25 protein-coding genes and 3 pseudogenes are annotated in these 24750 nt (G+C 69.2%); 13 read left to right on the top strand and 15 right to left on the bottom strand.

From position 1 onward, the window contains the following. Positions 1–18: 18 nt before the first annotated feature. From ACFY0T_RS41680 to ACFY0T_RS41695, 4 genes are all read right to left on the bottom strand, one after another. Entirely contained in the window at positions 19–870 is an 852-nt protein-coding gene (locus tag ACFY0T_RS41680) for a carbohydrate ABC transporter permease (RefSeq protein WP_388883383.1), read from the bottom strand. After that, positions 867–1847 carry a carbohydrate ABC transporter permease gene (locus ACFY0T_RS41685; protein ID WP_388883385.1) on the bottom strand — a complete coding sequence of 327 codons (981 nt, stop codon included), beginning with the start codon at positions 1845–1847 and terminating at the stop codon, positions 867–869. Before ACFY0T_RS41685 ends, ACFY0T_RS41680 begins: the two co-directional genes overlap by 4 nt. Before the next feature lie 10 nt (positions 1848–1857). Next, positions 1858–3099, bottom strand: a complete 1242-nt coding sequence (locus ACFY0T_RS41690; RefSeq protein WP_388883387.1) for an extracellular solute-binding protein — start codon at positions 3097–3099, stop codon at positions 1858–1860. A 137-nt stretch (positions 3100–3236) separates the two neighbouring features. Continuing rightward, entirely contained in the window at positions 3237–4277 is a 1041-nt protein-coding gene (locus ACFY0T_RS41695; RefSeq protein WP_388883389.1) for a LacI family DNA-binding transcriptional regulator, read from the bottom strand. A gap of 310 nt (positions 4278–4587) precedes the next feature. On the opposite strand from ACFY0T_RS41695, the gene ACFY0T_RS41700 reads away from it, so the two are divergent. After that, entirely contained in the window at positions 4588–7272 is a 2685-nt protein-coding gene (locus tag ACFY0T_RS41700; RefSeq protein WP_388883391.1) for a cellulosome protein, read from the top strand. 43 nt (positions 7273–7315) lie between these two features. Beyond that, positions 7316–9139, top strand: a complete 1824-nt coding sequence (locus ACFY0T_RS41705; protein WP_388883393.1) for an RICIN domain-containing protein — start codon at positions 7316–7318, stop codon at positions 9137–9139. Positions 9140–9199: 60 nt separating this feature from the next. On the opposite strand, the pseudogene ACFY0T_RS41710 reads toward ACFY0T_RS41705, so the two are convergent. Then, positions 9200–9724 (bottom strand): annotated as a pseudogene (locus ACFY0T_RS41710) (aldehyde dehydrogenase family protein); the annotation flags it as partial. A gap of 11 nt (positions 9725–9735) precedes the next feature. Between ACFY0T_RS41710 and ACFY0T_RS41715 the strand changes: the two are divergent. Together ACFY0T_RS41715 and ACFY0T_RS41720 are read left to right on the top strand one after the other, a co-directional pair. Then, on the top strand, positions 9736–9900 hold the full coding sequence (locus ACFY0T_RS41715) for a cellulase N-terminal Ig-like domain-containing protein (RefSeq protein ID WP_388883444.1): 165 nt from the start codon (positions 9736–9738) through the stop codon (positions 9898–9900). Between the two features lie 91 nt (positions 9901–9991). Further along, positions 9992–11317, top strand: a complete 1326-nt coding sequence (locus tag ACFY0T_RS41720) for a glycoside hydrolase family 9 protein (protein ID WP_388883395.1) — start codon at positions 9992–9994, stop codon at positions 11315–11317. Here the strand turns inward: ACFY0T_RS41720 and ACFY0T_RS41725 are convergent. After that, positions 11301–11480 carry a hypothetical protein gene (locus tag ACFY0T_RS41725; RefSeq protein ID WP_388883397.1) on the bottom strand — a complete coding sequence of 60 codons (180 nt, stop codon included), beginning with the start codon at positions 11478–11480 and terminating at the stop codon, positions 11301–11303. The genes ACFY0T_RS41720 and ACFY0T_RS41725 overlap by 17 nt on opposite strands. Before the next feature lie 54 nt (positions 11481–11534). Further along, entirely contained in the window at positions 11535–11660 is a 126-nt protein-coding gene (locus tag ACFY0T_RS41730) for a hypothetical protein (protein WP_388883399.1), read from the bottom strand. Positions 11661–11832: 172 nt separating this feature from the next. On the opposite strand from ACFY0T_RS41730, the pseudogene ACFY0T_RS41735 reads away from it, so the two are divergent. After that, positions 11833–12195 (top strand): annotated as a pseudogene (locus tag ACFY0T_RS41735) (DUF6924 domain-containing protein); the annotation flags it as partial. A gap of 46 nt (positions 12196–12241) precedes the next feature. Then, a pseudogene (locus ACFY0T_RS41740) lies at positions 12242–12364 on the top strand (DNA starvation/stationary phase protection protein); the annotation flags it as partial. A gap of 76 nt (positions 12365–12440) precedes the next feature. Here ACFY0T_RS41740 and ACFY0T_RS41745 read toward each other — a convergent pair. After that, entirely contained in the window at positions 12441–12980 is a 540-nt protein-coding gene (locus ACFY0T_RS41745) for a CGNR zinc finger domain-containing protein (protein WP_388883401.1), read from the bottom strand. Positions 12981–13098: 118 nt separating this feature from the next. On the opposite strand from ACFY0T_RS41745, the gene ACFY0T_RS41750 reads away from it, so the two are divergent. After that, positions 13099–13527 carry a hypothetical protein gene (locus ACFY0T_RS41750; protein WP_388883403.1) on the top strand — a complete coding sequence of 143 codons (429 nt, stop codon included), beginning with the start codon at positions 13099–13101 and terminating at the stop codon, positions 13525–13527. A gap of 117 nt (positions 13528–13644) precedes the next feature. Here the strand turns inward: ACFY0T_RS41750 and ACFY0T_RS41755 are convergent, their stop codons facing one another. Beyond that, entirely contained in the window at positions 13645–14565 is a 921-nt protein-coding gene (locus ACFY0T_RS41755; RefSeq protein WP_388883405.1) for an alpha/beta hydrolase, read from the bottom strand. A 180-nt stretch (positions 14566–14745) separates the two neighbouring features. Between ACFY0T_RS41755 and ACFY0T_RS41760 the strand changes: the two genes are divergently transcribed. Both ACFY0T_RS41760 and ACFY0T_RS41765 read left to right on the top strand, forming a co-directional pair. Further along, positions 14746–15621, top strand: a complete 876-nt coding sequence (locus tag ACFY0T_RS41760) for a helix-turn-helix domain-containing protein (protein WP_388883407.1) — start codon at positions 14746–14748, stop codon at positions 15619–15621. Further along, positions 15618–16007 carry a DUF2255 family protein gene (locus ACFY0T_RS41765; protein WP_388883409.1) on the top strand — a complete coding sequence of 130 codons (390 nt, stop codon included), beginning with the start codon at positions 15618–15620 and terminating at the stop codon, positions 16005–16007. Before ACFY0T_RS41760 ends, ACFY0T_RS41765 begins: the two co-directional genes overlap by 4 nt. A gap of 17 nt (positions 16008–16024) precedes the next feature. Here the strand turns inward: ACFY0T_RS41765 and ACFY0T_RS41770 are convergent, their stop codons facing one another. Both ACFY0T_RS41770 and ACFY0T_RS41775 read right to left on the bottom strand, forming a co-directional pair. Then, the gene (locus ACFY0T_RS41770) at positions 16025–16309 is read right to left on the bottom strand and encodes a hypothetical protein (RefSeq protein ID WP_388883411.1); all 285 of its coding nucleotides are present in this window, start codon (positions 16307–16309) and stop codon (positions 16025–16027) included. 467 nt (positions 16310–16776) lie between these two features. Continuing rightward, entirely contained in the window at positions 16777–17004 is a 228-nt protein-coding gene (locus tag ACFY0T_RS41775) for a dienelactone hydrolase family protein (protein WP_388883446.1), read from the bottom strand. A gap of 298 nt (positions 17005–17302) precedes the next feature. Here ACFY0T_RS41775 and ACFY0T_RS41780 point away from each other — a divergent pair, with 298 nt between their 5' ends. The 4 genes from ACFY0T_RS41780 to ACFY0T_RS41795 all read left to right on the top strand — a co-directional run bounded on the left by ACFY0T_RS41780 (position 17303) and on the right by ACFY0T_RS41795 (position 20606). Further along, positions 17303–17467 carry a hypothetical protein gene (locus tag ACFY0T_RS41780; protein ID WP_388883413.1) on the top strand — a complete coding sequence of 55 codons (165 nt, stop codon included), beginning with the start codon at positions 17303–17305 and terminating at the stop codon, positions 17465–17467. 162 nt (positions 17468–17629) lie between these two features. After that, a complete protein-coding gene (locus ACFY0T_RS41785; RefSeq protein ID WP_388883415.1) occupies positions 17630–18097 on the top strand; it encodes an SsgA family sporulation/cell division regulator in 468 nt (155 codons plus the stop codon). 181 nt (positions 18098–18278) lie between these two features. Beyond that, a complete protein-coding gene (locus tag ACFY0T_RS41790; RefSeq protein WP_388883416.1) occupies positions 18279–19133 on the top strand; it encodes a Bax inhibitor-1/YccA family protein in 855 nt (284 codons plus the stop codon). Positions 19134–19223: 90 nt separating this feature from the next. Then, a complete protein-coding gene (locus ACFY0T_RS41795) occupies positions 19224–20606 on the top strand; it encodes a cytochrome P450 (RefSeq protein ID WP_388883418.1) in 1383 nt (460 codons plus the stop codon). Here the strand turns inward: ACFY0T_RS41795 and ACFY0T_RS41800 are convergent. The 4 genes from ACFY0T_RS41800 to ACFY0T_RS41815 all read right to left on the bottom strand — a co-directional run bounded on the left by ACFY0T_RS41800 (position 20519) and on the right by ACFY0T_RS41815 (position 24410). Continuing rightward, the gene (locus ACFY0T_RS41800) at positions 20519–21112 is read right to left on the bottom strand and encodes a DUF308 domain-containing protein (RefSeq protein ID WP_388883420.1); all 594 of its coding nucleotides are present in this window, start codon (positions 21110–21112) and stop codon (positions 20519–20521) included. The two genes, ACFY0T_RS41795 and ACFY0T_RS41800, sit on opposite strands and share 88 nt — an antisense overlap. A 44-nt stretch (positions 21113–21156) precedes the next feature. Continuing rightward, on the bottom strand, positions 21157–22776 hold the full coding sequence (locus ACFY0T_RS41805) for a tannase/feruloyl esterase family alpha/beta hydrolase (protein WP_388883422.1): 1620 nt from the start codon (positions 22774–22776) through the stop codon (positions 21157–21159). Between the two features lie 265 nt (positions 22777–23041). Further along, on the bottom strand, positions 23042–23740 hold the full coding sequence (locus ACFY0T_RS41810) for a cytochrome b/b6 domain-containing protein (protein ID WP_388883424.1): 699 nt from the start codon (positions 23738–23740) through the stop codon (positions 23042–23044). Continuing rightward, on the bottom strand, positions 23688–24410 hold the full coding sequence (locus ACFY0T_RS41815) for a molybdopterin-dependent oxidoreductase (RefSeq protein ID WP_388883426.1): 723 nt from the start codon (positions 24408–24410) through the stop codon (positions 23688–23690). Before ACFY0T_RS41815 ends, ACFY0T_RS41810 begins: the two co-directional genes overlap by 53 nt. Positions 24411–24750 lie beyond the last annotated feature (340 nt).

The raw sequence follows: 24750 nt of genomic DNA on the forward strand, positions 1-24750 counted from the left end.
CAGGCTGCCAGGAGAGAGTCAGTCCTTCACGGCTCCGGCGGTCACGCCGGCGGCGACGTACCGTTGGGCGAGGACGAGGATCACCGCGGCGGGCAGCGAGGCCACGACGGCGGTGGCCATGATGGCGTTCCACTCCTGGTTGTTGTTGCCGATGTAGTGGTAGATGCCGAGGGTGATCGGCTCGTGTGCGCCGCCGCTGGCGAGAGTGCTGGCGAAGACGAAGTCGGACCAGGACCACAGGAACGCGAACAGCGACACCGTGACGACGGCGTTGCGGCTCATGGGCAGCACGATCGACCAGAAGGTGCGCACGGGTCCGGCGCCGTCCGTCTTCGCGGCCTGGAGCAGTTCGTCGGGAATGCCGGACATGAACGCGGTGAAGATCAGTACCGCGAAGGGAACGGCCAGCGTCGAGTCCGCGACGATCAGGCCGGGCACCGACTGGAGCAGGCCGAGGCTGAGGTAGATGGTGTAGAAGCCCATCGCCATGATGATGCCGGGGATCATCTGGGCGACCAGGAAGAGGAAGCTGAGCACGCCGCCGCCGCGGGGGCGCAGTTTGGCCAGCGCGTAGCCGGCGGGCGCGGCCAGCGCCACGGTGAGAATCACGGTGCCCAGGCCGATGACGAGGCTGGTGCCGAGGTAGGGCAACTGGTCGTCCAGGACGGCCCGGTAGCCCTCCAGCGTGCCGTGCACGGGCAACAGGTCGGGCGGGCTCTTGCGGATGTCCTGGTCGCGGGTGAAGGACGCGTTGAGCATCCAGTAGACCGGGAAGAGCATGACCGCGGTGAGGACGAGACCGGTGGCCGTCTTCCACCAGGTGGTCCGGCGGCCCCCGCGCGGACGGAGTGCGGTCGCGATGGTCGTCATGAGGCGTACTGCTTTCGCTGGACCCTCAGATACACCAGGCCGAAGACCAGGGCGGCGACGACCAGCAGATTCCCGACGGCCGCGCCGGGGCCGAAGGCGGGCAGCAGGTTGCCGAAGCCGAGCCGGTAGGACCAGGTGGCAAAGGTGGTGGAGGAGTCGGCCGGGCCGCCCTTGGTCATGATCCAGATGATGTCGAAGACCTTGAGCGTGTAGACCAGGCCCAGCAGCAGGGTGATGGCGGACACCGGGCGCAGCAGCGGGAAGGTGATGTGCCAGAAGCGCCGCCAGGCGCTCGCGCCGTCCAGGGCGGCCGCCTCGTACAGGCTCGCGGGGATCGCCTGCAGACCGCTGTACAGCACCACCAGGTTGAACGGGATACCGATCCAGACGTTGGCGATGATCACCGAGGTCAGCGACCACGACGGTGACGTCAGCCAGTTCACCGGACCGATGCCGACGACGTGGAGGGCTGCGTTGACGATGCCGGAGTCGCTGTTCAGCATCCACGACCAGGTGGACGCCGACACGATCAGCGGCAGCAGCCACGGTACGAGGAACAGGGCGCGCAGGGTCGCGGAGAGCCGGAAGTGCTGGTTGAAGAAGACCGCGAGGGCCAGCCCGATGGCGTACTGGAAGAACAGGCAGACGGCGGTGAACACCACGGTGTGGGTCAGTGCCGGGCCGAAGGTCGGGTCGTCGAGGACCGTACGGTAGTTGGCGAGGCCGGTGAAGGGCGCGTTGCCCTGGACGAAGGAGCGGACGGTGTAGTGGCGCAGGCTCAGGTCGAGGTTGCGGTAGAGCGGATAGGCGTAGAAGAGGCCGAGGTAGAGGGTGACCGGGGCGAGGAAAGCCCAGGCGGCCCACTGCCGCGAGCGAGGGCGGCGTCGGGGTGCGGTGCGGACCGGGGGCGGGGCGGCGGCCGCCCCGATCCCGTCGAGCGCCGGCCGGCGGCCCGGCGGATGTGTCGTCTGCTTCATCGGGCCCACGTCACTTGACCGCCGCCTGTGCCGAAGTGAGCGCATCCTTGGGGGACTTCGCACCGCTGAGGGCCGTCTGGACCGCCTTCCACATCTGCTCCGAGATCTTGGGGTACTTGGTGCCGAGGTCGTCGCTGGTGCGTCCCTTGGCCGCCTTGACCGCCTCGACCCACGGCTTCAACTTGGCATCGGAAGCCACCTGCTTGTCCTGCACCGCGCTGGTGGGGGCCACGTAGGACAGGGTGGTGTCGGTGGCGTAGAGGTTGTCGGTGCTGGTCAGGCAGGAGACCAGCTTGCGTACGGTGGTGTAGCGGCCGCTGTCGCCCTGGACGGGGACGGTGACGAACTCGCCGCCGGTCGGGGCGGCGGCGTTGCCACCGGAGGCGCCGGGTATGGGGAGCACCCCGTAGTCGAAGCCGGCTTTCTCGGCGTTGGCGAGCTGCCAGGTGCCGTTCTCGGCGAAGGCGTAGTCGCCGGTCGCGAACTCCTGCCAGCTGGTGGTCTGGGTGTTGTTGAGCACCGAGTTGGGGGCGTACCCCTTCTTCAGCCAGCCGTTCCACAGGGACAGCGCCGACTCCCCCTGGGGGGAGTCGAGTTGGGTCAGCTTCGCGCCCGAGCCCCAGAACCACGGCAGGAACTGGAAGCTGCCCTCCTCCGTGCCGATCGCCGAGAAGGTGATGCCCTTCTTGCCCGCCTTCTTGACCTTCTCCAGGGCTGCCGTCAGGGACGGCCAGTCCTTGACCGAGGCGATGTCGACGCCCGCGGCCTTGAGGACCTTCTTGTTGTAGTAGAGGGCAAGGGTGTTGGCGCCGATCGGCGTTCCGTACGTCTTCCCGCCGGACTGGCCGGCCGCGAGCAGGTTGGGGTCGACCTTCGAGGTGTCCACCTTGTTGTCGGCCGTCGTGGTGAGCACCCCCGCCTCCGCCAGGGTCGACACCACGGGGTTGTCGACGATGAGCACGTCCGGGGAGTTGTCCTGCTGCGCCGCCAGCAGCGCCTTGTTCGCCAGGTCGCTGGTGTCGAACGCGGTCCGCTTGATCTTCACGCCGGCCTTGGTGCCGCAGCCGTCGAGCAGCTTCGCCCAGGCCGAGTTCTTGGCGAACTGCGGGTAGGGGTCCCAGATGGTGTAGGTACCGCTGTCCTCCTCCTTCGCGGACGAGCTGCCGCCGGACGAGCAGGCGGTGGTGCCGGTGGCGAGGGCGACGACGGTCAGGGCCGCGGCGGTGAGCCGCCGTCCGGTGGATCCGTTCATGGCGCGTTCCTTCGTGTTTTCGGCAGGGGCATGCCGAAGAAAGGCATGCCGAAGATGCGGGTCGGGAAGCGGCCGGCCGGGCACGGCCGGTGAAGAAGCGGAGCTGTGGACGTGGGGGGGGGGGGAAGTGGTGGGCGTCAGGCGTTCGAGCCGGGCCCGGCCTCCGGGTGGGTGTGGGCGGGGCCGGTGCTCGCGCGCAGGGAGATGGGCGGGGCGAGCAGGTGGTGGCGCGGCGCCGCGTCGGGATGGTCGAGCCGCTCGACGAGGAGTTCGACGGCGAGGCGGCCCATCTGCTCCGCCGGTACGTCCGCCGCGGTGAGCTGCGGGGTCACCGTCTCCGCCCACCTGCCGGCCACGACGCCGGTGACGGAGAAGTCACGCGGCACATGGCGGCCCGCCGCGGCCAGGCCGCGGTAAATACCGCCCAGCGCGGCCTCGTTGAGCGTGACCAGCGCCGTGGTGGCCGGATCGTCGTGCAGGATCCGCTCCACGCAGGCCTCGCCGGAGGGAGCGTCGTCGCCGCAGCAGTACGTCCGTACGGTGAGCCCGCGCTCGGCCGCGGCCTTGGTGAAACCATCCAGCCCGCGGTGCGCCGACTCGTACCCGGCGCGCAGCATGCGCTCGGGCCGGTTCACGAAGGCGATCCTGCGGTGGCCCAGGTCGGCGAGGTGGTGGACGCAGGCGGCCGCCAGCGCGGTGTGGTCAAGGCCCACCCACCAGTCGCCGTCCGGCTGCGCGGTGCGGCCGATGCAGACGGCGGGGAAGTTCTCGGCGACCAAGTGGTCGATCCGGTCGTCCTGGAGCCTGATCTCCATCAGGATCGCGCCGTCCACCCGCCGCTCGGCCAGCAGCCGCTGGAACGAACGGTCGCTGTCCACGCCGCTCGGGGAGAGCAGCACGTCGTAGTCATAGGCCGCCGCAGCTTCCACGACGCTGCCGATGAAGTCCAGCTGCATGCCGGTGTAGTGGGTGCCGGCGGGCGGGAAGACCAGGCCGAGGGTGCTGGTCCGGCCGTTGGCCAGGGCACGGGCGCTCGCGTTGGGCCGGTAGCCCAGTTCGTCGATGACCCGCTGGATCTTCAGCCGGGTGTCGTCCGACACGGGACGCTTGCCGCTGAGCGCGTACGAGACGGTGCTCCGCGAGACACCGGCCCGTCGGGCGATCTCACCGATGTTCACGGGACTCCTTCGTCGAACCGGTTCGAGTGCGAGCCGACTGTCGAACCGGTTCGCGTGAAGGGAAGTTAGGAGGGGTCGGGGCGCCTGTCAATACTTCACGCACACTTCGGGGAAATCCCGGTCCAGTCCGTGTCGGGGGTATTGCTGGCCCTTTTTCACCGGTGCTAGCTTCCGGCGAACCGGTTCGACACAGCCGCACATCCTCGCCATGCCACCCGATTCGAGCCGCACCGCACCGGGCCCGCCCAGCTCGATGTGCATCGAACCGGTTCGTTTCCCAGACCGGACGGATCACCCCACGGAGACCTCAGTGCGATCCAGACGCAGCAGAACAAGTGCCGGCGCCGGCGCCACCGCCGTCGCGGCCCTCGCCGCCCTACTTGCCGCACCCACCGCCGGCTCCGCCCACGCCGCCGAGCCGGAGCAGCTCACGATCGACCTGGCCAACGACACCGGAGCCTTCCACGGCGGCGCCTCCGGCTCGCTCTACGGCGTCTACGGCGACGGCGTGCCCAGCCGCAACGTCCTCGAGGGCATGCACGTCCGTACGGTGTCGACGAAGGCGCAGGACGGGCCCCAGCATCCGGGAGCGGACGTCCTGGAGATGCTGCCGCCGTTCGTGGACTCCGGCGGCAAGGACGTCTACATCTACATGACCGACATCTACCGCGGCTTCCCGTACCAGTGGCCGGGCGCGGACGGTCCAGCGCGGCTCGCCGACTTCAAGGACAAGATCAAGAAGCAGGTCCAGCAGGTCCTGACCATGGGCGACTACAAGGACCACGTCGTCTACGTCCCCTTCAACGAACCCGAAGGGAACATGTTCGGCACCGGCGAGTGGAGCTACAACAAGACCTCCTGGCTGAACGACCCGCAGTACTACTTCGAGGCCTGGAAGGAGGTCTACCACCTCATCAAGGGCCTCGACCCGGACGCCCGTATCGCCGGCCCCAACACCAGCATCCTCTACAACCAGGTCAAGGGCTTCCTCCAGTACGCCAAGGCCAATGACGTCGTCCCCGACGTGATGACCTGGCACGAGTTGTCGTCGCCTGCCGCGGTCCGCACCAACGTGGCGAAATACCGGCAGATGGAGAAGGACGTCGGCGTCGGCCCGCTGCCCGTCAACGTCAACGAGTACGGCCACAACTACCACCTCTCCGTACCCGGCCAGGTCGTGCAGTGGGTCTCCGCCATCGAGGAGTCCAAGATCGACGCCGACCTGGCGTACTGGAACATCGACGGCAATCTCAACGACTCCGCCGTCGAGGCCAACAAGGGCAACGGCCAGTGGTGGCTGTTCAACGCCTACGGCCAGATGTCCGGCCACACGGTGCAGGTGACCGCCCCGCACCCCAACCAGCAGTACACCCTCCAGGGCGTCGCCACGCTCGACGAGAGCAAGCAGCAGTCGAGAGCGCTCTTCGGCGGCAAGAGCGGCGACGCGAACGTCGTCTTCAAGAACATCGACCCCAAACTGTTCGGCACGACCGTGCACGCCACCGTCCAGGAGATCCCCTGGACCGGCCAGGTCGGCGACTCGGCCCAGCCACTGCGCCTTGCGGACCAGGAGCTCGCCGTCGGGGCGGACGGCACCGTGACCCTCCCCATGACCGGTATGAACGAGATGTCGGCGTACCAGGTCATCCTCTCCCCCGGCGGCAACAGCGGCGTCCCGGCCGAACCGTCCGTCGGCTGGCGCAAGACGTACGAGGCGGAGAACGCCACCTACACCGGCAGCGGCTACTCCAAGAACGGCCCCGAGGGCACGCCCTCCAACGTCGGCGGGTTCGCCACCTCCGGCAACTACAACGTCGGCGGCCTGCGCACCAGCTCCGACGGGGTGCTCTCCTTCGACGTGGACGTGCCGCAGGACGGCAGCTACGACCTGAGCGTGTTCGCCAACTCCTACAACCTGTTGGTGAAGGAACAGGGCCCCACCAACGTCTTCCTGCGCGTCGACGGCGAGGACCCACAGGAGCTGCGGCTGCCGCTCGGCTACAAGTGGGTGGTCTGGGGCCACACCGACACCACGGTGAAGCTGACCGCGGGCAAGCACCGCATCACGCTCGCCGCGAAGGACCCCGACCTCGGCGCCACCAAGGGCGACGCCATCATCGACAAGATCGACCTGTCGCTGCGCGACGAGCATGTGACCGCGCCGGCGATCTACGAGGCCGAGTACGCCACCCTCTCCGGAACCCGGCCCAGCTACACCTACCCCGGCGCCTCAGGTCCCGGCGCCGTACCACTGGCCAAGGGCGACTCCGCCACCTTCTGGGTCTACTCCCCCACCGACAGTGAATCGACCGTGTCCGTCGACCACTTGGGCGGTGGTCGGGCGAGCCTTTCCCTCAACGGCGAGAAGCTCGACGTGTCCGAGGTCGGGGGTGGCAGGAAGGGCACCGACCGGGTCCGGATGTTCCTGTCCGGCGGCATCAACAAGATCACCGTCACCGGCGCCTCACACGAACTGGCCCTCGACCGGCTGCGGGTCGGCCCGTCCAGCGGTGCCCTGACGACCAAGGTGTACCAGGCGGAGGACGGCACCCTGACGGGCACCGCCAAGGTGACCGACGCCTACACGTTCGCCTCCGGCGGGAAGGCGGTCACCGATGTCGGCGACGGAAAGGCCAACGCGCTCACGGTCGATGTCGTCGCCGCGCGGTCCGGGCGGCACGCGGTGACCATCCGCTACTCCAACGCCGAACAGGCGCCCGCCACCCACTACAACCCCGACCCGATCGCCCGGCACGCCGACCTCTCGGTCAACGGCGGACCGGCCCGCCGGGTGCTGTTCCCGACGACCTTCCACTTCAACAACTTCTGGGACCTGACCGTCCCGGTGACGCTGAAGAAGGGCACGAACCGGCTCACCTTCACCGCGGAGGAGCTGCCCGACTTCAACGGCGACACCTACAACCAGTACGACCAGCGGTCCCCGTACGCACCGGTCATCGACCGGATCGCCGTCACCCCGCTCGCCGAGAAGTAGCGGGCGAACGTCCCTCCTCCCTCCACAGACGAAAGAGCCGCTCATGCATCTGCGTTCACCACGCCCGCTGTCGAGAACCGCCGTCCTGCTGGCCGCCCTGGCGGCGAGCCTGCTGCCCGCCACCGCCTCGCACGCCGCCGACACCAGCGTCACCGTGGACTTCGCCACCGCCGGAGGCGCTCCCACGTACCACGCCTCCGGCACGATCTACGGGATGACCCCGGACGGCTCGCTGCCCCAGGACCACTTCTTCAAGGACATCAAGTGGCACTTCATGCGGGCCGGCGGCGCCCAGCTCAACAGCGGCGGCTACGCCACCAGCCTCGCCGACTACCAGACCCGCTGGAACTCCACGCTCGCCCAGTACAAGCGGACGGTCGCCCTGGGCGGCACGTTCGTTTTGCTCCCGCACGACCTGTGGGGCGCCGACGGCACCACCAGCCAGGGCTGGCCCGGCGACAACGGTGACTGGACGCAGTTCGACAACTTCGTCACCCAGCTCATCGGCGACGTCAAGGCCAACAACATGACCGTCCAGTGGGACCTGTGGAACGAGCCCGACGGCAGCAACTTCTGGGGCGCCCCACAGAGCCAGTACCTGCAGATGTGGTCGCGGTTCTACGCCAAGGTACGGGCCGCCTTCCCGAACCAGCTGATCGTCGGCCCCAGCACCGCGAGCCAGCCGAACTCCTCCAACTCCTGGTGGACGACCTTCCTTTCCTACGTCAAGGCCAACAACGTCGCCCCGGACACCTGGAGTTGGCACGACGAGCCGGGTGACCCGGTCACCGACGTGGGCCGCGCCAACTCGACCCTCGCCGCAGCGGGGTTGACCAACTCCCGGCCGTACCAGATCAACGAGTACGCCACACTGTCCATGCAGTCCCCGGGCGGCGGCGCCTGGTTCATCGGCCGTCTGGAGCGCGCCGGCGCCGACGGCCTGCGCGGCAACTGGGCCTCGGGCACGAACCTGCACGACTACGAGGCCAACCTGCTCACCAAGAACAGCGCCGGCCAGTACCTGCCGCTCGGCGAGTGGTTCATGTACCGCTACTACGGCTCGCAGACCGGCAACATCGTGAACCTGGTCCCGGGCACCGGCACCGACGGCCTGGCCACCAAGGACAACACCGCGAAGAACGCCAAGGTGCTGCTCGGCAGCAACGGCAACACCGGCACGGTCACCGTCAACCTCACCGGCCTGAACACGACTTCAGTGGTGGAGAACAGCAAGGTCCGTGCCGTCGTCCAGCGCGTCCCCTACAACAACGGAGCCGCGGTGACCGGGCCCGAGACGATCTCCGACACCACCCTGACGGTCAGCAACAACGCCGCCTCGCTGACCCTCCCCTGGTCGAACGCCAAGGACGGCTACACCGTCACCCTGCTGCCGCCCTCCAACACCACCGTCTCCACGGTCGCCGTCAGCCAGAACAGCGGCCAGTGCCTGGACGACACCAATCTCAGCACCGCCAACAGCACCCAGTACCAGCAGTACTACTGCGAGGGCGGCTACCAGCAGATGCTCGACCTCAAACCGGTGTCCGGCCGGACGAACACCTACACCGTCGTCAACGAGCTCAGCGGCAAGTGCCTTGATGTTGCGGGTGCGTCGACGGCCGACGGTGCCGCCGTCGACCAGTACACCTGCAACGGGCAGACCAACCAGATGTTCACCCTCAACCCCGTCACGGCACTCGGCAACAGCCACGACTACCAGCTCGTCGCCGTGCACAGCGGCAAGTGCGTCGACGTCTCCAACGTCTCCACCCAGCCCCGGGCCCTGATCCACCAGTGGACCTGCGACCCCGCAAGCGCCCTCAGCACCAAGAAGAACCAGATCTGGCGTCTGCAAGGCAAGGCCTGAGCCCCTGCCCTCTGCTCCCCGGCAATGGGTGAGGAGAGGGCGGCACCTCACCAGACACCGTCAGCGGCCGGTGAAGACCACGTCGTGCCAGGACTTGTGCGGGGCGCCCGTAATCTCCGTCATGACGTGCTTGATGTTGGTGTACTCGTCGAAGGAGTAGGCCGACATGTCCTTGCCGAAGCCGGAGGCCTTGTAGCCGCCGTGCGGCATGTCACTGATGATCGGGATGTGGTCGTTGATCCAGACACAGCCAGCCTGGATTTCGCGGCTGGCACGTCCGGCGCGGAAGACGTTGCTCGTCCAGGCCGAGGCGGCCAGACCGTAAGGCGTGTCGTTGGCCAGCCGGATGGCCTCGTCGTCGTTGTCGAAGGGCAGGCAGACGAGGACCGGTCCGAAGATCTCCTGCTGGACGATGGCGGAGTCCTGCGCCGCGTCGGTTACGAGAGTGGGCTCGTAGTAGGCGGCCCGGCCCAGCGACCCATCGGGCATCCGCCCGCCGCGCACGATCGTGGCTCCGGCCCGGCGGGCGGCCTCGACCATGGCGGCAACCCGGTCGCGCTGCTTGAAGGAGATCAGTGAACCCATGTGCCTACGTCATGGGAGACGGCGACGTCCTGGCCGATGCCGGCTTCACGGTGGTCGACGAGCGCGGGCGCACCGTTCTGCGCGGCGGCCTCGGCCCCTCGGCCGGTTCCTGGAACGCCGCCTACGACACCGTCCGCACCGTCGACCTGTCGGCGCTCCGCCGGGACGGCACCTAACGGCTGCTGATGACGGGCTCCGCCGACAGCCGGTCGTCCGCTTCGGGTCGTCTCGGCTGGGCAGCTGACGGACCCGCTGCGCGCGGACAGCGTGCGCTTCTTCCGCACCCAGCGGGACGGCGGCGACGTACTGCTCGAACAGACCGGCCGAGCGGCCTCCCACCTCACCGACGAGCACGCCGTCGTGTACGCGCTCCCGCCGTACGACTCCGCCGACGAGCACATGACCGACACGGCCCTGACCGAGGTCGCGGGACCCGTCGACATGTCCGGGGGCTGGTTCGACGCCGGTGACTTCCTCAAGTTCACACACACCACGTCGTACGTGGTCGGGCAGATGCTGACCGCCGTGCGCGACACACCTCCGGTGCCGGGGCTTCTGGCGGAGGCGGAGCACGGGTTGGACTGGCTGGACCGGATGTGGGACGGCCCGGACGACGTCCTGTACCCCCAGGTCGGCCTCGGCAGCGGCAACGCACGGCTGCGCGGCGACCACGACGTGTGGCGCCTGCCGGAGGAGGACGACGCCCTCTCCGTACGGCCGGGCGACCCCGACCACCTGGTGAAGTACCGTCCCGTCTTCCGCGCCAACACCCCCGGCGAGCCCGTCACTCCCAACCTGGCGGGGGTCTCGTGGCGGGACGACATGGAGTGGGCGGCCATGGAACTCGCGTGCGCGGCACGGGAGTTGGGTGACGAGCGGAGCGCGCGGTGGCAGCGGGAGGCGGCTGGATGGGCGAAAGCGTACCTCCGGTCCGACGAGCGCAGCACCCTGGACGTGTGGGACGTCAGCGCACTCGCCCACGCGGATCTGCTGTCCTCGCCCGGGCTGGACGAGGACACGAGGCACACGCTCGAAGCGGACCTCAGGCGGCAGCTGGCGCACGGCACACGGCAGGCCGCGCGGGACCCGTTCGGCGCGGGTGTCGTCCTCATCGAGTGCGACGCCGTGCCGCGCGCCTTCGGGCTGGTGGCCACCGCCGGGCTCTACGCGCGCGCCACGGGTGACCACCGCTACGACGCGTTCGCCGCCCGGCAGCGGGGCTGGGTCTTCGGTGCCAACGCCTGGGGTACCAGCTTCGTCATCGGCGTGGGCCAAACGTACCCGCACTGCCCGGAGCACCAGGTGGCGAACCTCGCCATGAGCCACACCAGGCGGGGGGACATCCTGCGGGGCGCCGTGGTCAACGGCCCCAACAAGGCGGACCTGCTGGGGGGCCTGGAGAGGCTCGACGGCATGCGTCGGTGCTCCGCCGAGCTGTCCGGACACCGGTGGTCCGACTTCGACGGGCGCGACGCCGGCTACGTCGACGACGTAGCCGCCTGGCAGACGGTCGAACCGGCGGACGACTTCACGGCGACCGCCCTGCTCGCCCTCTCACTCATCGCGGACGCGGCGGTCACAGCACAGCGCTGAGAAACGTGACGGCAGCCAGCTGGCGTGTCCTTCTGGTGTACTCCTCGGCCTCCCGGTCCGGCTCCCGCCGATCGTTGCAGTTGACCCGGCGGAGAAGTTCCTCGAGGGCCTCCTGTTCATTGCCCAGGCGGCCCGGGAAGAGGGGGTACTCGTACGTGTTCATGATCTGCCCCTGTCGGCGGTGCGTGCTCGTGCGATGCGGTCCTGCGCTTGAGTGCTACAGCCCCAGGTCGAGGGCCAGACACGAGAAGGTGCGCCACGCACCCGTGCCCTCGGACGAGGCGTTCACCCCGCCGTTCGGCGCGGACTCCGCCAGTGCGTCCATCGTGGCTTCCTGGTTCATGACCAGCCTCCACTTCGTCGATCGTGGGCGGGTCGTGTCGGTCGACGGGACCGCTTTCAGCTTGCACTCCGATTCGTCACCCGTCAAGGCGGTGATGCTTTAATACGTGTGAGCTGTTGGACTGGCTAACATATCCAGGCCAACTCGGCCTCACCCCTGTCAGGAGACCGGCATGAGTAACCTTCCGCACACCGAACACACCTTGCCGATCCGCCCCGACTTCTCCGACGAGGCGGCCTGGCAGCGCCTTCGCACCGTTGTCACCACTCCCGACGAGAAGGACGGCTTCCGCGCAGCGCTGCACATCGTGGACGACCCCGCCTACCGCGATCTGACCGCCGAGCAGATCGTCACGCTCGCGCCCGCCGAGAACGACCTGCTGATCGTGGCGGACAACAGGGCCCTGACGGGATCAGAGATGCCGCTGCTGTCCGTCATGAGGACGGGCGAGGACAGCGACGACGGTACGGACGGCGACAGGACGGAGCGGGGATTCGACGAACTCAGGGTCATCGCAAGCCAGTTGTGGTCGATCAAGAACAACATCTCTCTCACCAACATGGACTGGGAGGAGTTTCGAACGAGTGCAGGAGCGCATCGAGGTGACCGGTCCGGCGGACGCAGTGACACAGGATCTGCTGATCGGCCTGACCGCCGACCTGGAGAAGCAGAGCTGGATGTTCCAGGCCGAGAACCGCAGTTGAGGGATGCGGGGCGGTTCCGTACGAGGGGACCGTCCCCGCTCGGGCACGTGTGCGCGGCGCCCGGACACAGGGCCGCTCACCTTCGGCGACGTGCCCGCAAGGAGGCTGCCTTGACGCGGTTCCCGCAGGTCCGCATCGCGCACCATTCCCGTCGGCGGCCCCGGGAGCGGTCGAGGTAGACGTGCGTACAGTCGGGGTGTCCGCACTCGCGCAGCAGCGCCGCATCCCCGCCGGCGATGATCTCGACCGCCTCGCGGGCGAGGTCGGTGAGGGCCTGGGAGGCTCTACCGGAACAGCTGGTGCCCGCGGAGCCCAAGCGCATCGCCACCGGCACCCCGGCGGCCTGCCGGTTCACCGTGGCGACCGCCCCGGCGGGCAGGGGACGGCCGGTGAGACATGCCCTGACCAGTGAGTAGATCGCCTCTCGCAGCTCCGTCGCCGCGCGAAGGTCCGCCTGGCCGGATCCGGGCCTCTCGTCGAGCAGCCCGGACTCGACGAACCAGGAGTCGAGCAGCCCGGGGGAGCCGATCCGCTCGATCGGAACCGGCGCTCGCCGCTCCTGCAGGGTACCCACGAAGTCGAGTGTGGGCGTCCCGCATGGAAACACATATCTCACGTGACCCTCCTGACAGGCGGCTGGACACCCTTCAGAGTAACCGTCTTGACAGGTGATGAGCCGCCGTGGGAATCTCTCGTCACCGGTCAGAACGGTTACTTCTCGGTGAGGAAATCCCATGGCAGTCGTACGGTTCCATCTCGTCTCCCAGCTCGGCCCGAAGGATGTGCTGGAGGTGCTGACCGACTTCGGCCCCTCGCGCGCCGAGGCCTGGCCCACGATCGACGCCGAACACTTCGAGGTTCACGAACTCGGCGACACCTGGGCCGAGGTCACCGAGGGGACCGCCGCGGCCTGGGAGCACGCACGCTACGAGTGGGAGCCGACCGGTGACACGGTCACCATCACCACGCTCGACTCCAAGCTCTTCGGAGCCGGCGGCGGCTGGGTCTTCCGGATGACCCCCGAGGGCGACGGCACCCGGGTCGACGTCGAGCTGACGCGGCAGCCGAGCACGGTCAAGGGCAAGATGCTCGCCGCGCTCCTCCCCCTGGCCGCTCCTGCGTCCCTGCGCAAGTCCTTCGCAGGACCCCTGCAGGCGAAGTGACCCGCTCCCGGCCCCTGATCCGCGGGGCCAACGGTGCGGTACGGCTCACACGATGAGGGGCCGACAGCGTGAGCTGTCGGCCCCTTCGTCATGTCGCCCGTACGTGGCCTCAGTCGGTCACTTGTCGAGGTGGGTGGTGAAGTAGTCGGTGAGCTTGTCGACGGCAGGGTCGATGTATTCGCGCTTGTCGTAGAGGTCGACGTGGCTGGCGCCGGGGATGCGGTGTAGTTCCTTGGGGCCGGTGGCGGCCTGGTGGGCCTCGATGGCCATCCAGGCGGTCACGGCGCGTTCGCCGATGATCTGCAGGATGGGGCGGGGGACGATGAGGGGGACGGCGCGGAAGACGTCGCTGGAGGCCATCTTGTCGATGCTGTCCCAGGCGAGGTACTTCGCGGAGCGCTCGTGGTGGCCGCGGGGGCCGCAGTAGTACTCCCAGCCCTCGATGCCGTGTTCGCCGCCAAGGGCGCCCGCTTGTTCGGCGGTGTCGGGGAACATCGTCATCACGCCGGGGTCCTCGCCGCGAGCGGCGCGGGTGCGGGCCTGGGCAGCGGCGTCCAGGAGGGTCTGGAAGACGGCCGGGTCCTGGGAGCCGTCGGCGCCGTAGCGGAACTGGCGGGCGGGTTCGGCGGTGCAGACGGTGGCGACGGCCTTGACGCGGTGGTCGCCGCCGGTGGCGGCCAGCGAGTAGCCGCCGGAGGCGCAGATGCCGAGCAGGCCGATGCGGTCGGGGTCGACCTCGTCGCGGGTGGTGAGGTAGGAGACGGCGGCCTTGAAGTCCTCCACGCGCTGGGCGGGGTCTTCCAGTCCGCGGGGCAGACCGCCGGACTCGCCCTGGTAGGCGGCGTCGAAGGCGAGGGCGACGAACCCGCGCTCGGCCATCAGCTGCGCGTAGGTACCGGAGGTCTGCTCCTTCACCCCGGTCCCCGGGTGTCCGACCACCAGCGCCGGACGGCGCTCGGCAGCCGGGCTGTCGGGGGTGTAGAGGTGCGCCGCGATCTCGATACCGGCGCTGTCGAAACTGACACGGGTCCTGGCCATGGAAACAACACTCCTTGAAAACGGTGACAGACGATGTCGTGGAGCACCCGATCCGTGCCGGGCACACATCCACCATCCGCCACCCGCCCCGCCCGCGGGAGAGTCAGGTTTCTGCCTGGGAAAGAACCTGCCCCCTCACACATGTGCCGTCCCCGGCGCAGCGGCATGACACTGGAGAGCATGCAACAGACATCTGACTCCCACCTCGGTGCCTTTCTCAGGGCCCGTCGGGCGCAGCTGGATCCGCTCGAGTGCGGCCTGCCCGAGACGGACTCCGCGCGCAAGGTCACGGGACTGCGCCGCGAGGAGGTCGCCCGGCTCGCCGCGATCAGCGTGGACTACTACACCCGCCTCGAACAGGGCCGCGTCCGCGCCTCCGCCCCCGTCCTCACCACCCTGGCCCGCGCCCTACGCCTCGACGACGACCAGCAGAAGTACCTCTACGAGCTCGCCGGCCGAACCGACGCACGCCCACGCCGCCGCCGGCCCGTCCAACGCGTACGCCCCGCCATGCGCCGCCTGCTCGACCAGCTCAACCAGACACCCGCGCTCGTCCTCGGCAAACGCCTGGACATCCTGACGTGGAACCCAGCCGCCACAGCCCTCTACACCGACTTCTCGTCCCTCCCGCCGGCCCGCCGCAACTACCTGCACCTGCTGTTCACGAACCCGGAGGTCCGCAACCTGCACCAGGACTGGGAGCACGACGCCCGCGACGCCGTCGCCGCTTTGCGTATGGAGGCCGCGGCCGACCCCGACGATCCCGACCTCGCCCGCCTCGTGGGCGAACTGACCATCCGGGACACGGACTTCCGCACCTGGTGGGCCGAACACCGCGTCAACAGCGCCGGATACAACACCAAGCGCTACCGCCACCCCCTGGTCGGCGACCTCACCCTCGACTGCGACACCTGGTCCAGCCCGGACGGCTCCGGACAACGTCTGATGGTCCTGACCGCCGAAACCGACAGCCCCTCCCACGACGCCCTGCGCATCCTCACCTCCTGGACCGCCGAGGAGCCCGGCACGGACCGCACAGAGGATCTGGCCCGATGACCACCTGGACGTCCGAGGACCTCGCCCTGCTCTCCGAGACGTACTCCCTCGTCCTGACCGCCGGAGACGGCTCTCACCCGGGTGTGGAGATCGGCATGGTGGTCGTCGACGGCGAGTTGTACGTCCGTGCCTACCGGGGTGTCCGCTCCCGCTGGTACCGGGCGGCGCAGGAACACGGCCACGGCCGGATCCAGGCGGGTGCCGTCACCCGTGACGTCCTCCTGGAGACGGGCGACCTCGAACCCTCCGCCGAGATCGAAGCCGCCTTCCGCGGCAAGTACGGCCGGCCCGCCGACGCCCTCGTGGCGAGCGCGGAGGCGCGGGCCGCGACGATCCGTATCGACCCGGCGCCCACGCCGGGTGCCGACGCCACCCCGCCCCTCTGAAGAGCCGGCCTCGGATGTCAGGCGCCGGTGCTGAGCACCGGTTCGTCGTCGTACACCTTGGTCACCTCGACGTTCAGCCCGGTGGCGATCCGTCCGAACGACCAGTAGTAGCCGGCCACTTGCAGCAACTCGACCAGTTCGCGGTCGCTGAGGAACCGGCGAGCCTCGGCGAAGACCTCGTCGGAGACGCGTGGGTGCCACCACCTCGGCGGTGAACCGGATGAGGGCGCGGTCGGCCTCGGAGAGCTCGGGGCTGTCGATCTGCCGCTCGCGGACGAGCTGACGGGTCCGCCCGTCGACACCGACCGACTGTGCCATGGGGTCGTGCTGGGCCGCGCGGAACGTGCCGTCGGCGTGGGCGGTGACGGTGAGGATCACCAGTTCGCGCGAGTGGGCCGGCAGTTCGAGCGCGGTGAACAGCGTCCTGGCGAACTCGACGAACGGCTTCACGGTGCCCGCCGAGTGGGACATCATCTTGACCATCGGGTCGGGCGGCAGCTTGCCGAGGAACGCGGCGACCTCGTCCGGGAGCGAGGCGGGGTCCGGGTCGGTGAGGCGGGGCATGGTGGTCCTCCGATCGTGGGTGGCTCAGACGTTCCGGGCGGGCTCGACGTCGAAACCCGTCTCGCTCAGATGCCGGAAGCGGCCGTCCTCGGCGAGGGTGCCGAAGATCGCGATCTCCCGGGTCTGGGTGGTGCCGTTCCTCAGGGTGATGCGGAAGACGTGCCGTTCGGCGTAGGTGTCGCCGTCGGTCAGCTCGTCGAGCTGTTCAGAGGGCGCGGGCGAAGAGGGCCAGCAGCTCCGTCCAGTGCCGCTCGGCCGTCGCGGGGTTGTAGGCGGCGGTGTCGGACTGGGTGTAGTCGTGGTGCGCGCCCTCGTAGACCTCGCACCGGAGCTCGACACCCGCGTCGGCGAGCGCCTTCTCCAGGCGGCTGACCTGCTCCTGAGGCATCGAGGGGTCGTCGTCGGCGTGTGCGAAGTACAGCTCGGCGGTGATCCGGTCCCGGAGGCCGCCAGCCGGTCGGCCAGGCGTCGGCGGTGCGGTCCACCGCGAAGCGCCTCACAGCCCGCACCTGCTCGCCCAAGCTCAGCGACGAGGTGTGGCAGCACGCGGAGCTGTCGCTGCGCGAGTGGAAGTCCTCCCTCGCCCACGCCGAGCTCCTGAAGGACGACGCGCGGCCTGGACGGCGCCCTGCTGATGGCGACGATGTCGGAGTACCTGCGGGAGAAGAACGTCGCCCCGTCCGGTCGCTTCCACTACGCGATCCCGTACCGAGGGCCTCGCGTGGGCCTCGATGATCCCGGACGGAAACCAGCCACCGCTGTACGAGCCGCCGGCCGAGTTCCTGAAGCCAACCGGGCAGAACTGGCCGCCGAAGGACGTGACCTGGCCGGTGCCCCCGATCGTTTCCACCGAACAGCTGGGCACCACGGGCCCCAACCTCGCGCCCGTGACCTGATACCGCGGCAGACAATTGACTTACGTCACGTACCGGCGCCGATGTTCCATCGGCTGCCCCACCCGGGCCCGCCCTTTGACCGTCAAGTGACCGATGTGCGGGTTCTGTTCCCGGCGAAGAGTTGTAGACGTAGACGTCGTCCCACGGAGGGGAACTCCTGTCATGCATCGTGATCCCTCACCCCTGCAGGCGCGTTCGGCGCCCGAGCTTGTGCCTCCGCTGTTCCTGGACCTCGACCAGATGCTCGACGAGTTCACCCCGCTGCCGATACGTGCGGAGTTCCGTTTCGACGCGGACATGCCCGCGGTGATCACGGTCGAGTTCCTGGCGGAACGAGGTCCGAGTCTCATCTGGCGCATCGGCCGCGAGCTCCTGCATCACGGCTTGACGTCGATGAGCGGCTGCGGCGACGTACGGATGTGGCCGGCGCTGCCCAGGGAGCGGCCCTCGTCCTGGCTGCTTCTTGAATCGCAGGAGGTGGAGGCCCTGTTCGAGGTGCCCGTCGCACCGCTGGCGGAGTGGCTCGACGCGACCTACCGGGTCACCTCGGCCGAGGCGGAGATGGATGGTCTGAACTGGGACGACTTCCTCGTGGAGTTGCTCGACAGCCCGGGAGCACCGTCCGAATGACCGCCACCGAGTCCACGCACGGGTGACTTGCTTCCCATCGCGTCACCTGCCAGAGTGGTGACGCACAGGGTTGCCGTCGTCGGCCCGGTACATGGCCAGTGCCACACGTATGCCGTCCCGGGCGCCCGATGACAACGCTTTGCCACAGGCCGCGAGTGTGCGGCGGACGAGGAGGAATGACGTGAGGACCAGCAACCCGATCTTTTCCCGCTGGGGCGCCGCCCGTGACGCCGGCCCGGCCGACGCGTACGCACCCCGACCGGTGGGTGCCGCGGTCGGAAGCCGGCCGACGGACGGCTACGCGACCACCCCCTACGCCCCCGGCGCCGGCACCTCCCCCCGGACCGTTGGGACCGCGGTGACGATGGACGACGTCATCGTCCGCACCGCCACGACACTCGGCACCGTGGCCCTGACGGCGGTGCTGTCCTGGCTCCTGCTGCCCGTCGACGAGGCGAACATCGGCCGGTCCTACGGCATCGCGATGGGCGCGGCCCTCGTCGCCTTCGTCCTGTCGCTGGTCCAGGCCTTCAGGCGGACACCGTCCCCGGCGCTGATCCTCGGCTACGCGGCGTTCGAGGGTGTCTTCCTCGGCGTGCTCTCCAGCACGATCTCGACCTACGTCGCGCCGGGTGTGGTCGTACAGGCGGTGCTCGGCACCTTCGCGGTGTCCGCGGGTGTGCTCGTCGCGTACCGGATGCGCTGGATCCGCGTGACCCAGAGGTTCACCGGGTTCGTCGCCGCCGCCGCAACCGGCTTCCTGCTCCTGCTGGTCGCCGACCTCCTCTTCTCCGCCTTCGGCGCGGGCAACGGCCTCGGCTTTGACAGCGGCGGCCTCGGCATCCTCTTCGGCGTCATCGGCATCCTGCTCGGCGCGGCCTTCCTCGCCCTGGACTTCAAGCAGGTCGAGGACGCCGTCGCCTACGGTGCCCCGCGCGAGGAGGCGTGGCTGGCCGCCTTCGGTCTCACCATGACGCTGGTGTGGATCTACCTGGAGGTGCTGCGCGTGCTGACCATCTTCAACAGTGACAACTGAGTTCTCCGACGTCTGAGGGGCATGCGCACCGCGCATGCCCCTCAGACGTGTCCGGACCCTTCGGGACCGTCAGAAGGGAAGAGACACACCATGAGCCCCCACGAGGAGTGCCCGTACCAGGACGGCCGGGTGGTCATCGATCCCGCCTTCAAGGCGGACGCCCCCGCGCGGTACGCCCGGCTGCGGGAGTTCGGGCCCATCCATCCGGCCGAGTTCCACCTCGGCCTGAAGGGCTGGGTGATCGTCGGCCACGACCTGGCCCGGGAGGCGCTGACCCACCCCGCCCTGCTCAAGGACGCCACGCCCGCCGCCGATGCCCTGGCCGCCGCCGGCTACGTCCTGAACAAACCCTCGGTCGGGCTCGGCGCGCAGATGATGGAGGCCGACCCGCCCGAGCACACCCGGCTGCGCCGACTGGCCTCGGCCGCCTTCACCCCATGCCGTACGGCCGAACTGGCGCCGCGCATCGAGCAGATCGCGCACGACCTGATCGACGCGCTGCCGCCGGCGGGCGAGGCCGACCTCGTCGAGGCGTTCAACGCCCCGCTGCCCGCCACGGTCATCGCCGAACTCCTCGGCATCCCCGAGGAGCACCATCTGGACTTCCGCCGCTGGTCGGCCCATGCGCTCCGGGTGGCCTCGCCCGAGCACCGCCCGGCGCTGGCCGGTCTGCACGGGCTGCTGGCCGATCTGGTCGCGGACAAACGCCGCCGCCCCCAGGACGACCTGTCCGCCCTGGTCGCCCTACGCGACGAGGAGGACGGCGGGCTGACCGAGGAGGAACTCGTGGGCACGGCCATGATGCTGGTCGTCGCCGGTCACGAGAGCACCGTGAACCTGCTGGGCAACGCCGTACTGACCCTGCTGCAACACCCCGACCAGCTACGGCTGTTGCGCGAGCGGCCCGAGCTGATGCCCGGCGCGGTGGAGGAGTTCCTGCGCTACGACACCTCCGTCGAGCGCTCCACCAGCCGCTACGCGGCGCAGGACATCGAACTGGGCGGGCTGCCGATCCCCCGGGGCAGCATGATCGTCGTCGCTCTCGGTGCGGCAGGGCGCGACGCCCCGCAGGCGGAGGACGACGACCCCGCCGCTCTCGACGTGACCCGGCCGGGCGCCCGTCATCTGGCCTTCGGGCATGGCATCCACTACTGCCTGGGCGCCCCGCTCGCCCGCCTGGAGACCACCATCGCCTGCGCACGCTGCTCTCCCGCGTTCCCGAACTGGAACTCGCCGCCCCGGCGGACTCCTTGGAGTGGATCGGCTCCGGCATCATCCGCGGCGTGCTGTCCCTTCCGGTGCGCTACCGCGTCGGCTGACGCGAGAAACGTCCCGGCCCGCGCCGTGAAGGCGCGGGCCGGGACGGAACAGAAGGGGTACGGCCGTCAGACGGTCCGCGTGCGCAGCTGGCGGGCCTTCCAGCCCAGCAGGCCCGCCTGGACGATGAAGAACACCCCGCCGCCCGTGGCGTAGACCGACAGCACGTCGAGCGAGGGATCGTCGCCCGCGGCCTGGATGTTGTAGAAGATGCCGACGAGGAAGGACAGTCCGCCCGCGATCAGCATCGGCCACTGCTTGCCCAGTTCGGGGCCGCGCCGCTTGAGCCCGACGGCCACCTGGGCGGCACCGGATATGACGGCCCAGGCGCCGAACACATGGAGCACCGGCGCCACGCCACCGGCCCCGGCGATACCGACCGCGATGGCGGCGAGCGTGCTCAGCACCCCGTTGAACGCCGTGACCCGGCGCTCCGACCCGTCGGTCAGGGCCCGGTAGTCGATCAGCGAGGACACCGCGTCGATCAGCGGGTAGACGACCAGCAGCGTGATCGCCACTGCGTCGACGTCCTCGTGGGCTCCGGCGAACGCCAGGGCCCACGCCACGGCCAGGACACCGCGGCCCAGGTACAGCCTCAGCAGAGAGGAGCGCTCGCCCGTGGCGGCCGCCGGATTCGCCGGCGTCGATGTCTGCGTGCTCATGTGGGTTCGGCCTTTCTCAGGTCAGGGGGTGGTCGCCGGCCCGGTCAGTGCCGGGACGGGGAGACGCACCGGAAGCTGGAGGCGACGGCCGGGTCGCCGTCGCCCTTGTAGCTGGACACCTGCGGGTAGCTGCACAGGTCACGGGTGACGCTCTGCTGGGAGGCGTTGATCAGGGTGGCGGGCAGGGTCTTGGGAGCCTTGCCGTGCTCGACCCAGGCGGTCAGAGCCGCAAGGCCGTCGGCCGAGCCGTCAAGGCCGTTGAGACCGCAGTGGTTGGTACCCGGAGCGAGGAAGAGACGGTAGAAGTCGTCGACCCGCTTGGTTCCGCCCAGCTCCCGCTCGACCCGCTCGCGGTACTCCACGGTGCCCTGGGTGGGGACGTACTCGTCCGCCAGGCCGTGCCAGCTCAGCAGCTTGCCGCCGGACTTGCGGAAGGCCGACAGGTCCGGGTCGTCGGTGCCGATGACCTTGTCGTACTCGGCCTGGGACTGCTTGAACAGCTTCGTGAACTGGCTGTAGGTGATCTTCGAGATGTCGAGGGAAGGATCCTTCGCCACCCAGAGCTTGACCCAGTCGGCAGGCACCGGGAACGGCGTACCCGCGACGTTTCCGTCGGCGTCGGGACCGGTGCTGCCGGCCAGAGCCCACAGGTCGGCCCCGATCGGAACGCCGTACCACAGCTTCTTGCCGGAGGCGGTGCGCGGACCGTCCCAAATCTTGCGTACGACGGTCGCGTCGGCCGCCGTGATGGTCAGCTCCTTGCCGTCGCACACGACCTTGGTGCCGATCAGCCGGCGCGGGTCGAAGTCGCAGCGAGACGGGTCGTTGACCAGGCCGTCCTTGACGCCGTCGAGGGAGTCGCAGGCCTTTACGGCGGCGTTGGTGAAGGCGTCGAACTCACACTTCGACGGGAAGGTCTTCTCGTTGTTCATAACCACCTGCGGCCACAGGGTGGCGACCTCGAACTCGTCCCAGTTGACGGCGGGAGCGTCGGCGAGGATGCCGTCGTAGTCGTCGGGGTAGCGCTGGGCCTCCATGTAGCCCTGGCGTCCGCCGGTGGAGCAGCCGGTGAAGTAGGAGTAGGCGGGACCCTTGCCGTAGACCCCGTCGACGACCGCCTTGCCCACGACCGCCGCCTCGTGCTGGGAGCGGGAGGCGAAGTTCTTCAGCAGCGCGGTGTTGACCTGGCCCTCGCTGTTCAGCGCCCAGCTGGTGTCCAGGGCGTCGCCGACACCGGCGTCGGTGCTGACGGCGGCGTAGCCGTTCTTGACCGCGGTGCCCAGAGCGACGCCGTTGTCGCCGGCCAGGTAGGCGGCGCCGCCGAGCCCCTGGAAACGGCCGTTCCAGCCGCTGACGGGCAGCCAGGTCCGCACCTTGGCGTGGTCGCCGTCGCCCGGGTGGGTGAGGGTGACCGTCACCTCGCAGAAGGCCGGGACGCCGGAGACCGTACCGCCCAGGACCCCGGTACCGGCGACGGTGCCGCCCGCCTGGCGGACCGCCGTCACAGACTCCACCTCGGTGCCGGCCGGTGCCTTCACGGACGGCGCCGAGCAGGCGAACGGCTCGGAGGCGGAACCGTTCTCGGGCTCCGCCGAGGCGGTCGGCAGATACACCGCCGCAGCCAGCGGCACACTTGCCGCGAGGACAGTCAGAAGTCGTCTCATTGCTTTCCCATCCAAGAAGTAGGTGTGCGCAAGAAGGAGCTGTGTGCCTGGCCGCGACATCACATGTGCACGCCACACCGAAGATCGATCCAGACGCTATCACCGGTTAAGGCGGTGACGGAAGAGGGTGAGCCGAATTCCGGCAACCGGCCCGGCCCGCCCTCGACCCGGTCCCACTCTGGCCACGTGCCACATATCCCGACAACAGTCAGTTGACGGTCCACACCCAGGAGCCCCGGCCGAGCCCCGTGCCGGACGTGTTAGGTCATTCGACGGTCCGCCGCTCCGCCTCGGACACGTCACTCGCCCGCTCCTCCTTCAGCCACCGCGAGTGGTACCGCTGCGCCCACGACCGGCTGACGTATCCGGTGCGCATCCCCAGCCTCGCCTCGGGATCCTCGAACGCCTTGCGCAGGTGCCCGAGCACGACGATGGTGATCGCCCAGGCCAGAATGTCGTGGACGAAGATCGCACTGGTGCGGGAGATGAAGGGCAGCAGCCCCATGAACCACATCAGCAGGCCGGTGAACATCATCACCAGCACGGCGCCGGCGATCCAGCCCGCGTAGAGCTTCTGCCCCGCGTTGAACTTGCCGGCCGGGCGGGCCTCGGGCGAGGTCCGGCGCCGGCGGACGGCGCGCAGCCACTGCCGGTCGTACACCGCGAAGCGGTTCAGCCTGCGCAGGTCCGCGCGGAAGGAGGGAGAGAAGAGCCCCAGCAGGAAGGGCAGGGGCAGCGAGATGCCGGACCACTCGTGGAGCGTGACCATCAGGTTCCGCCGTCCGACGAGCTGGGCCAGCGGCCCAAGGTAGAGGCATGCGGCGGAGACCAGGCACAGCAGCATCAGGTAGCCCGTGGCCCGGTGGACCATGCGCTCGGCGGTGCTGAAGCGGCGGACCCGGCCGTCGTGTTCAGGCCGCGTCGCTGTGCCGGTCGGCGCCGTCGAGCCAGCCGTCGACCGCATAACCGCGCTCCTCCCAGTAGCCGGGGACGACCTTGTCGGTGACCGAGATGCCGGACAGCCACTTGGCCGACTTGTAGAAGTACATGGGAGCCACGTAGAGGCGGACCGGGCCGCCGTGCGCGTGGGTGATGGGCTTGTCCTGCATGTTCAGCGCCACCAGGACGTCCGAGCGGCGCGCCTGTTCCAGCGTGAGGCTCTCGCTGTAGGCGCCGTCGAAGCAGGTGAAGCGGATCGCCGCGCCCGCGGAACGCACCCCGGCGTCGTCGAGGATGTCCGCCAGCTTCACCCCCTCGAAAGGCGTCTTCTCCACGCGCCATCCGTCGGTGCACACGACGTCGTGGACGACCCGGGTCTGCGGCATCGCGCGCAACGCGTCGAGCGTGTAGGTCTTCGGCCGCTCCACCAGTCCGCCGACCGTGAGTTCGTAGTTCGTCTCGTCCTTGTGCGGCACCGAGCCGACGACGCTGTAGTACCGGAAGCCGCCCGGATTGGGCAGCAGACCGGTCAGCCCCGTGGCGTCGACCTGCGAGGCGGCGGCGAGGAATCCCTCCCAGCCACGCTGGAGACAGGGCGCGGCGGCGAGCCCCGCGGCGCCCGCGCCGAGCATGCCCAGCATCGCCCGCCGCCCCACCGGTGCGCCCCCGGCCCCCGGCTTCGGCTTTTTTGCCATGGTGTGTGCTCCTTCGGACACGTGTGAGCTCTACCTCTACAGCATAGTCACCGGTTCAACTGGTGACGATGCTTGCATGAGGGTCTCGGAGCTGTCAACAAGAAGCCGTTGACGGCACGACGACACACGTATGAGGCACACCGTGAACGGACGAAGACGACGGCTGTTAACCTGTGAGCGACGTAGACCGTGTATCGAGGAGTCGCAGACGTGGTGGGTGAAGACGACATCTCCGGGTGAGACCCGGATCTGACGGCCACCGGCCGGCGCTCAGGAGCGCCGCCGAGGTGGTCCGTCTCGTCGTACCCCTTTCTCCACGTCTGCCCAGGGCAGAGCTCTG

The organism is Streptomyces sp. NPDC001530, assembly GCF_042894545.1.
In the GTDB taxonomy this organism is placed as follows: Bacteria; Actinomycetota; Actinomycetes; order Streptomycetales; family Streptomycetaceae; genus Streptomyces.